8 protein-coding genes are annotated in these 8,257 nt (G+C 46.7%); 3 read left to right on the plus strand and 5 right to left on the minus strand.

The annotated features are described in order from the left end of the window. Nucleotides 1-231: 231 nt before the first annotated feature. The 3 genes from XMG59_RS11860 to XMG59_RS11870 are packed head-to-tail and all read left to right on the plus strand — an operon-like array spanning nt 232 to nt 2,314. Entirely contained in the window at nt 232-1,389 is a 1,158-nt protein-coding gene (locus XMG59_RS11860) for an ATP-binding protein (RefSeq protein WP_173498794.1), read from the plus strand. Nucleotide 1,390: 1 nt separating this feature from the next. Further along, nucleotides 1,391-2,089: a fumarylacetoacetate hydrolase family protein gene (locus tag XMG59_RS11865; RefSeq protein WP_173498795.1), complete on the plus strand. Its 699-nt coding sequence runs from the start codon at nt 1,391-1,393 to the stop codon at nt 2,087-2,089. Between the two features lie 36 nt (nt 2,090-2,125). Continuing rightward, complete coding sequence (locus tag XMG59_RS11870; RefSeq protein WP_173484023.1) at nt 2,126-2,314, plus strand: DUF2892 domain-containing protein; 189 nt, start codon at nt 2,126-2,128, stop codon at nt 2,312-2,314. 173 nt (nt 2,315-2,487) lie between these two features. Here XMG59_RS11870 and XMG59_RS11875 read toward each other — a convergent pair whose 3' ends face one another. From XMG59_RS11875 to XMG59_RS11895, 5 genes are all read right to left on the minus strand, one after another. After that, nucleotides 2,488-3,672 carry an NAD(P)/FAD-dependent oxidoreductase gene (locus XMG59_RS11875; RefSeq protein ID WP_173494482.1) on the minus strand — a complete coding sequence of 395 codons (1,185 nt, stop codon included), beginning with the start codon at nt 3,670-3,672 and terminating at the stop codon, nt 2,488-2,490. Continuing rightward, complete coding sequence (locus XMG59_RS11880) at nt 3,669-3,995, minus strand: hypothetical protein (protein ID WP_173484025.1); 327 nt, start codon at nt 3,993-3,995, stop codon at nt 3,669-3,671. The genes XMG59_RS11875 and XMG59_RS11880 overlap by 4 nt, the downstream gene beginning before the upstream one ends. Continuing rightward, nucleotides 3,992-4,906 (minus strand): ribosome biogenesis GTPase YlqF, encoded by a 915-nt coding sequence (gene ylqF, locus XMG59_RS11885; protein ID WP_173481059.1) that lies wholly within the window; start codon nt 4,904-4,906, stop codon nt 3,992-3,994. The genes XMG59_RS11880 and ylqF overlap by 4 nt, the downstream gene beginning before the upstream one ends. A gap of 111 nt (nt 4,907-5,017) precedes the next feature. After that, complete coding sequence (locus XMG59_RS11890; RefSeq protein ID WP_371731516.1) at nt 5,018-6,442, minus strand: glyceraldehyde-3-phosphate dehydrogenase; 1,425 nt, start codon at nt 6,440-6,442, stop codon at nt 5,018-5,020. A 266-nt stretch (nt 6,443-6,708) separates the two neighbouring features. Further along, the gene (locus tag XMG59_RS11895) at nt 6,709-8,124 is read right to left on the minus strand and encodes an HWE histidine kinase domain-containing protein (RefSeq protein ID WP_371743743.1); all 1,416 of its coding nucleotides are present in this window, start codon (nt 8,122-8,124) and stop codon (nt 6,709-6,711) included. Nucleotides 8,125-8,257 lie beyond the last annotated feature (133 nt).

Raw genomic sequence — 8,257 nt, forward strand, 5'->3', positions numbered from 1 at the left:
TGAAAGAGCGGTCAGGTTAGAATGAGTCATGGCGTATCACCTTCTGTTGGTTGAGATTCTTGCAGGAATCAATCAACAGGATACGCCATTCTCCCTTTTCCCCGTACACCAGAAATCACCATAACTCTTACAATGACCAGTCAGGGGTTATTGTCGGTTGACCGGCAAATCCTTGGTAGCATAATTGAAACAACAGATCGACAGAGGCTCATAGAGGAGTCAAAAGAACTCTTGCACCAGGCAAACCTATCGTTTGTTCAACTTCAGGAGCGCTTTGAGAGTGAAAAACGGCTATTTGGCATTATTGCACATGAGATTAGAACACCCGTCTCAGCAATAAAAATGATGCTTGAAGATGATAGCGACCACAGCCTAGAGATCAATCAGAGTGTAAACCATCTATTGAATCTAATAGATGATCTTCGAAATGTTGTTAAACCTGAACAGCAAACTGCAAGACAGAGAAAAACCGGTCGCATTTCACAAACTTTGCTAGAAGTGTGTAACTCAATGCAAATCTCAGCCAAAGAGGCTCAAATTGATCTAGTTGTGTCAGAGTTGGACTGGGAAGACCCTGAAACCTATTTTGACACGACCTCGCTTAAGCAGATGCTGATCAACTTTTTGCGCAACGCTTTTATTCATAGCGAGGCTAGCCAGGTTTCTGTTGATCTCTACAGACCGACGATCGACACCAACATCGTCAACTACACCATTAAAATAAGTGATAACGGACAGGGGATTCCGAAGGAGTATCAAGCCAATATATTTAATGCCTACTATCGCGGTGACTCAAAAGCGGATGGCAGCGGTATTGGCCTGTATCTCTGTAGGCAAATTGCCCATGAATTGGGCGGCACTATCCAATACGAAGATACCCCTGGTGGTGGCGCTACCTTCTTGATCAATCTAGCCGTGGATCTTATCTCAACGGACTCTGGCACTAGCGAGCTCGATTCACAGAAAACTTCAGAACCAAAAGAATCAACACAATCGACTAAGGCTTTGGACCTTACCAATAAGCGCGTTCTGGTCGCTGAAGACAATCTAATGATTCGCACGCTTACCAAAAAAATGATTGAGGGTCTTGGAGCCGAGGTGGTTGCCCAGGAAGATGGTCAGTTAGCTCTCGCTGCGGCTAAAGAGGGCGACTTTGACCTAGTAGTGACGGATATTTTCATGCCAAACCTCGATGGATATGGCTTAGTGTCAGCGCTTCGTGAGATCGGTTTTTCCGGACCTATTGTCGGCGTGTCAGCCGCCACAATCGGTGAAGAGCGTGATCGATTAATCGAAGCCGGCGCTTCTGCGGCACTGGCAAAACCTATCTCTGTAGAAAAATTGACGGAAGCATTACAATCCATAGATCAACAAAACCAGAGTCTATGATATGCCGGATAGTTATCTATTTACGCCTCGCCCAGTCACCGCTTTAACGATTCGCGGTGACGAACGTCAATTTCCTGTGAATCGCATCTTTTGTGTTGGCCGAAGCTATCAAGCGCATGCGGCCGAGATGGGCGATAAGATTGATAAAACCACACAAGAGCCCTTCTACTTCATTAAAGACCTTAACGCCATTCAGGCGTCAGGAACCGATCTACCCTACCCTCCAGGAACCGAAGATCTACACTACGAGATGGAGTGGGTCGTCGCGATCGATCAACCGGGCTTTGAGGTTGATGAAGAGAGAGCGGAAGCGATGATCTATGGTTACGCCTGTGGGTTAGACATGACACGCCGCGATCTGCAGCAGAAAGGCAAAGACAAACGTCGCCCTTGGGATCTAGGTAAAAACTTTGAAGGCGGTGCCATCATTACCGACCTGGTTCCAAAATCGGTCACAGGAGTGCTTGAACGTGGCAGAATCGAACTGCGTGTGAATGGTGAAACCAAGCAGACAGCTGACATCTCTGATCTGATCTGGTCACCCGCAGAGTTGGTCATGCACCTCTCTAAATATTACCACTTACAGCCGGGTGATCTTATCTACACCGGTACCCCAGAAGGAGTGGGCCCCGTTGTCAAAGGTGACCGTATCGAAGGCAGTGTTGAAGCGGTGGGCTCAATTTCACTTAACATCGTATAACGAATTATTAAAACCCTCTCAAAAGGAGATAGTGATATGAAATGTAATGTCGGTGGAATGGATCGCGCTCTGCGCATTATTGTCGGTTTAATCCTGATTGGACTGGCCTTCACTGAGACAGTGGGTAGCTGGGGTTACATTGGTGTAATACCGCTGTTAACCGGTGTGTTTGGATTTTGTGGTGCTTACACACTGTTCGGACTGAACAGCTGTAAAACTAAGTAACACTTCATGGGTTGGAGCGGTCTTTCAAAGGCCGCGAATCTACTCCACGCAATCGCCTCATCTTCGATAAGGCTCCAACATCAATTCAAAGCTTTAAGCGTTGGAGCGGTCTTTCAAAGGCCGCGATTATCGCCTCATCTTCGATAAGGCTCCAACAATTGAACTTAACTTGCCTAAACAACTTCGCCGGCGGCATTTCCTGATGCCCAAGCCCACTGGAAATTATGCCCGCCCAAGTGCCCTGTCACATCCAACGACTCACCGATAAAGTAGAGGCCTGATACGCTTTTTACTTCCATGGTTTTCTGGGAGATGGCCTGAGTATCTACCCCACCAATGGTCACTTCAGCTGTACGATAGCCTTCGGTTCCCGATGGTTTCACCCGCCATTGAGTCAGTTGCTTGGTGAGCGCTTCAATTTTCTCATTGGAGAAGTCACCCACTGCCCCAGCAAAGCCCCAGATTGAGCACAATACCTGAGCCAATCGCTTACTCATGTATTCACTGAGCACACGCTCAATGCTCTGTTTTGGAGTCGCTTGTCGAGCCTCTTTAAGTTGCTCGTCAATATCAATACCGGGAAGCAGATCAATTTCAACACTTTGACCTGGCTGCCAATAGCTCGAGATCTGAAGAACCCCAGGGCCGCTTATGCCTCGATGAGTAAACAGAATAGGTTCCAAAAAGCTCATACCCGCACAACTGACACGCGCATTTTGTGCAGTCCCAGAGAGCTCTTTGAGTGGTGTTAAAATGTCAGGCTGCAGCGTAAATGGGACCAGTGCGGCGCGGCGAGGGGTAACCGGTAGGTCAAACTGTTCGGCCACATCATAAGCAAAGCCGGTCGCACCACCATTAGGGATGGAGAGTCCGCCTGTTGCAATAACCAACGACTCACATTGAATTGAATCAGCCGAGGTTTCTACGAGAAAACCATGCTCATTTTGTGTAAGCGAATGGACACTCACCTCTGTCTCAATCTTTACACCCGCCCAATCGCACTCAGTGGTGAGCATCGTCAGAATCTCTTTACTGGATTCATTACAGAAGAGCTGGCCTGGGGTCTTCTCGTGGTACTCAATCCCATGACGATCGACCATATCGACAAAGTGTTGCGGTGTATAACGACTCAATGCCGATTTGCAGAAGTGGGGGTTATTCGATAGAAAATTGGCCGGTGTTGAGTGAAGGTGGGTGAAGTTACAACGCCCTCCTCCTGACATTAAAATCTTACGCCCGACTTTTTTAGTGTGTTCCAACACTAGAACAGAACGGCCACGATAGCCAGCCGTTAATGCACACATCAGACCGGACGCACCGGCACCTATAATTACGACATCAACCCTGCGTTTACTCATTCGCTGTCGCTGGTCTGCTCGCGGCTGTTATCGGCTTTTTCAGCGCTCTCTTTGTCAGCGTTGTATTGACGGATCTTATCCGCTAAGCGGCCACCCTTGCGCTCACCACGACGGCCGGCCTCGGTATCACGCTCAATTGCTGATTTAGTCGGTTTCGCATTAATACGTTTCTGATCAACCGACACATGCTTTTTCTTCTGTTTTTGCGCACGCTGTTTTCGGCTCTCATAGCTGTCGGGGTCGGCTAGACGCTCCTGCTTACGGGGCGTTTTATCCAGCACGATTTTGTTAGCCATGCGCTTCTGCTTTTTTAAACGGGTCACTTAGAACTCTCCTCTGCCTTGGCCGCTTCTTCGGCCTCTTGGGCAGCTAATTCAGCGGCAATACGATCTTTCTCTTGCCACTCTTCCACTGTTTCAAAACTGATGCGCCCTAGCTTACCACCGCGCATCTCGTTCATTAGTATCTCGGCCGCCTTGTGTATATCGACCACACCACCGGGTCGCAAGCAGCCTCGTTTACGGCCTATTTGATCCAATAAGCCTTCACCTAACTCCGGCAGCTCTTTCAGTTTATAACGCTCTACTAGTCGCTCAGGGTAAGCATTAAGGATGAAGTTAGCACCATAGACGGCCACCTGATCATAATCGATCGCAGTATCTTTAATTGCACCGCTGACCGCCAACCGGTATCCAGAGTCTTGGTCTTCAATTTTTGGCCACAAGATACCGGGAGTATCCGACAGAGCCATCCCCTGAAATACACTGTAGCGTTTATTCGCTTTAGTCACGGCAGGTTCATTACCCACTTTGGCAATGCGTCGGCCTAAAAGAGCATTGATCAGAGTCGACTTACCCACATTAGGAATGCCCATGATCATGGCACGCACTGGGCGATCTTTGTTAGCACGGGCAGGCACGGCATCTTTACAGATTTGCGGAATCGACTTGATGGTTCTCTTATCACTTGTCGTTAACTCGATGGCCGTAATGCCCTCTTGCGCATTGAACTCCTGCAACCAAGCCTTGGTTTTGTCGGGATCTGCCAGATCGGATTTATTCAGAATTTTAAGAACAGGTTTGCCTCGACGTAACGAGGTCACCAAGGGGTTCTCGCTTGAGCGAGGCAAGCGTGCATCCAACACTTCAATAACAATGTCGACCTCATCCATAAGTTGCGCAATCTCTTTACGCGCTTTATGCATGTGACCGGGAAACCAGTTAATACGTTCCATAATGACCTATGCCTTTAAGTTGGGCGCATTATACCTGTTTATTAAGAATGAATCAGAGACAAAAAAACCGGAGCCCCTTTCGGTGACTCCGGTTTTTTTACAAAAGAGTGATTACTCTTGTGGGAAAGCCTTAAGCGTACAATTAGTTATCTCACGCGCTAGACGGATAACCTGACAGCTGTAGCCGTACTCGTTATCGTACCAAACGTAGAGAACACAGCTCTTACCGCTTGAGATAGTGGCCAATGCATCGACAACACCTGCAGCACGTGAGCCGACAAAGTCGCTCGAAACCGCTTCAGGTGAGTTAGAGTAGTCAACCTGCTTCTGAAGATCAGAGTGCAACGCCACTTCACGAAGGTAGTCATTCAAAGACTCACGCTCAGTCTCTTTCTCTAGGTTCAGGTTAAGGATCGCCATAGAGACGTTCGGTGTCGGAACACGGATCGCGTTACCAGTTAGCTTACCTTCCAATTGTGGAAGCGCTTTAGAGACCGCCTTTGCTGCACCCGTTTCAGAGATAACCATGTTAAGCGCTGCTGCGCGGCCACGGCGATCACCTTTGTGGTAGTTATCGATCAAGTTCTGGTCGTTAGTGTATGAGTGAACGGTCTCAACGTGACCATTAGCAACACCGTACTTGTCATCAATCGCTTTAAGGACAGGCGTAATGGCGTTAGTGGTACACGAAGCAGCCGATAAGATTTTATCCGATGCATCGATGTCACCATGGTTAACACCCATAACGATGTTTTTGATGCCTTTACCTGGTGCTGTAAGGATAACGCGATCAACACCTTTAGATTGAAGGTGAAGCGCTAAGCCTTTGTCATCACGCCAGATACCGGTGTTATCAATCACAAGAGCGTTATTAATACCGTACTGCGTGTAATCAACTTGATCTGGGCCATCGGCGAAGATCACTTTGATCGCATTACCGTTAACGATCAGGGAGTTCGTTGCTTCATCAACTTGGATAGTGCCTTTGAACGAACCGTGAACTGAGTCACGACGCAACAAACTTGCACGCTTCTCTAGGTCGTTATCGGCTTTGCCCTTACGTACAACAATCGCGCGCAGACGCAGCGTGTGACCTGCACCCGAGCGGTTCAACATGAATCGAGCCAGTAGACGACCAATGCGACCGAAGCCGTATAGGACGACGTCTTGACCACCAGTATCTTCTGTTGATGCGCCAGCAAGTTCAGACTCTAAATAATCATTCAAATCCGCTGCACCCGATTTACGGAAATTAACAGCCAATTTACCGATGTCGATGTGTGCGTTGCGGATGCCCATTTGAGACACCTTCTCAAGTACTGGGAAGGTATCTACGACTGAAAGCTCTTCACCCTCAACCTGACGAACGTAACGGTGATCTTTAAGTAGATCGATCACAGATTTACGAACAGACAGTTGGCCGAAAACAGAAATTTCAACGTTTGATTCACGGTACAAACGACCAACCACAGGGACCATCGCTTCGGCGATCGATTCACGAGCATTCCACTCTGCTAGCATCAGTTCTTGAGACACAGCACACTCCTTTATAAAGGTTAAGTAACCCGTTAATTATGACACAGATTGAAATAAAGGATATACAACTTACTGTTCATAAGTTATTGATATAACTTGTAAAAAACCAACAAATGTCGACTACAAAACTACAAAACCCCTATTTTTTTGTGAAAATTACGTAACTATTACAAAAGTTAATTTTTACTTATTATTGAGTTAAAAAATCGTCATCAATTGATACTAAACCACCCCTGATATCGATGTGAGTTAGCTGAGTTACTCAATCAACTCTCCAGCGACTGAATGGCGGCCTGTATTACAGAGCTACTAAAGGGTTTTTCAACAACAGGAACATTTGCATGCTTCTTCTTAAAGCCATCTTTAACGGAGCTATAGCCAGTGGCAAAGATGAAAGGCACACTCTTATTCCGAAGACAATCTGCGACCGTTTCACTCGACTCATCGCCCAAGTTGATATCCAAAACCGCCAAACCTGGAATCTTTTTATTGATCGATTCATGCGCCTCTTGAACGGTTGCAGCTAACTCAATATTTTTGTAACCCATTGCCTGCAGCATTCTCTCCAACTCAAATCCGATGATCATATTATCTTCGACTATGAGAACACTCTCCTTATCCGGTTGCCCCTTGTGAATGATAGATACTGCCTCACTCGATGTAGAGTCGCTCTTATGCTCTGCTTCTGCAGTCTCAAAATGCATCGCAGGTATGACAAATTCTGCAACCACACCGGATCGTTGATACTCAATCTTGGCTACCCCGCCCAAATCATGAGGAATAGATCGATTGATAATGACCGACCCGAATCCAAACTGTGAGGGTGACTGTTCGATCGTTACACCTGATTCGCGCCAATATAAATGCAGTTCCCCTTGGTGAATCTGCCAGTTCAAATTTATTTGACCATTTTCAGATTTAGCCGCGCCGTATTTAACGGCATTGGTTAAAAGCTCATGAATCACCATGGTCATAGTCGTGAAGGCCTTAGGACTCAGTTTGACCTCAGGACCTGATCGTTTCATGAGATTAGTCTTCGCCACTAAAGCTCTCTCTTCATTGTCGAGAATCATCGTGAGCGGAGCGAAATTCCAATTTTTTTCAGTTAAATGCGTCTGTGCAATGGCTAAAGATTGCACACGTCCCCCTAAAATCGATTGAAAATCCTTAATTGATAAATCTTGTGTCGATGTCTGCGAGACAATCCCTGATATCAACCCAAGAATATTACGAACTCGGTGATTAAGTTCGTGTATGAGCATATCTTTTTGACTTTGCGCTTCACTGGCTATGCGGTTGTAATCATCTAAGTTACGTACAATTATTTCCAACAGTACGGTCTTGATCTGTTCAGCCAAGGCAATTTGTTGATCTGTCCAAGGGGCTGAATACCCCTTTCTCATTTCGATCCAAGCTTCGAAACTTTTTCTTGGTGTTAAACGAATACCGTTTGGGCCTAGCTCAACTGGCTTCTCAGGATTGCCAGCCCAGCTCACCTTTTGCGGCTCCTCTTTTCGAAGAAAAATAAGCAGATCCTTAGGCCTTCTAGACATCGGAACCACTAACATACCAGCAAAACGATCAGCGATTGTGAGATCATCATTGAGCCACTCTTGCAGTGACTCCACACTAAAAATACCGCTTTGTGATGAATGATTGAGTCGTTTTACAAGCAGTTGGATATCTTCGAGTTATGGTGATTTCTGGTGTACGGGGAAAAGGGAGAATGGCGTATCCTGTTGATTGATTCCTGCAAGAATCTCAACCAACAGAAGGTGATACGCCATGACTCATTCTAACCTGACCGCTCTTTCA

It is taken from the genome of Marinobacterium sp. xm-g-59 (assembly GCF_013283315.1).
Taxonomy (GTDB): domain Bacteria; phylum Pseudomonadota; class Gammaproteobacteria; order Pseudomonadales; family Balneatricaceae; genus Marinobacterium_E.

Excerpts from the sequence above, each read along its gene's own strand:
- ylqF (WP_173481059.1), bottom strand. The coding sequence starts at position 4,906 with ATGGAACGTATTAACTGGTTTCCCGGTCACATGCATAAAGCGCGTAAA.
- XMG59_RS11875 (WP_173494482.1), bottom strand. The coding sequence starts at position 3,672 with ATGAGTAAACGCAGGGTTGATGTCGTAATTATAGGTGCCGGTGCGTCC.
- XMG59_RS11870 (WP_173484023.1), top strand. The coding sequence starts at position 2,126 with ATGAAATGTAATGTCGGTGGAATGGATCGCGCTCTGCGCATTATTGTC.
- XMG59_RS11865 (WP_173498795.1), top strand. The coding sequence starts at position 1,391 with ATGCCGGATAGTTATCTATTTACGCCTCGCCCAGTCACCGCTTTAACG.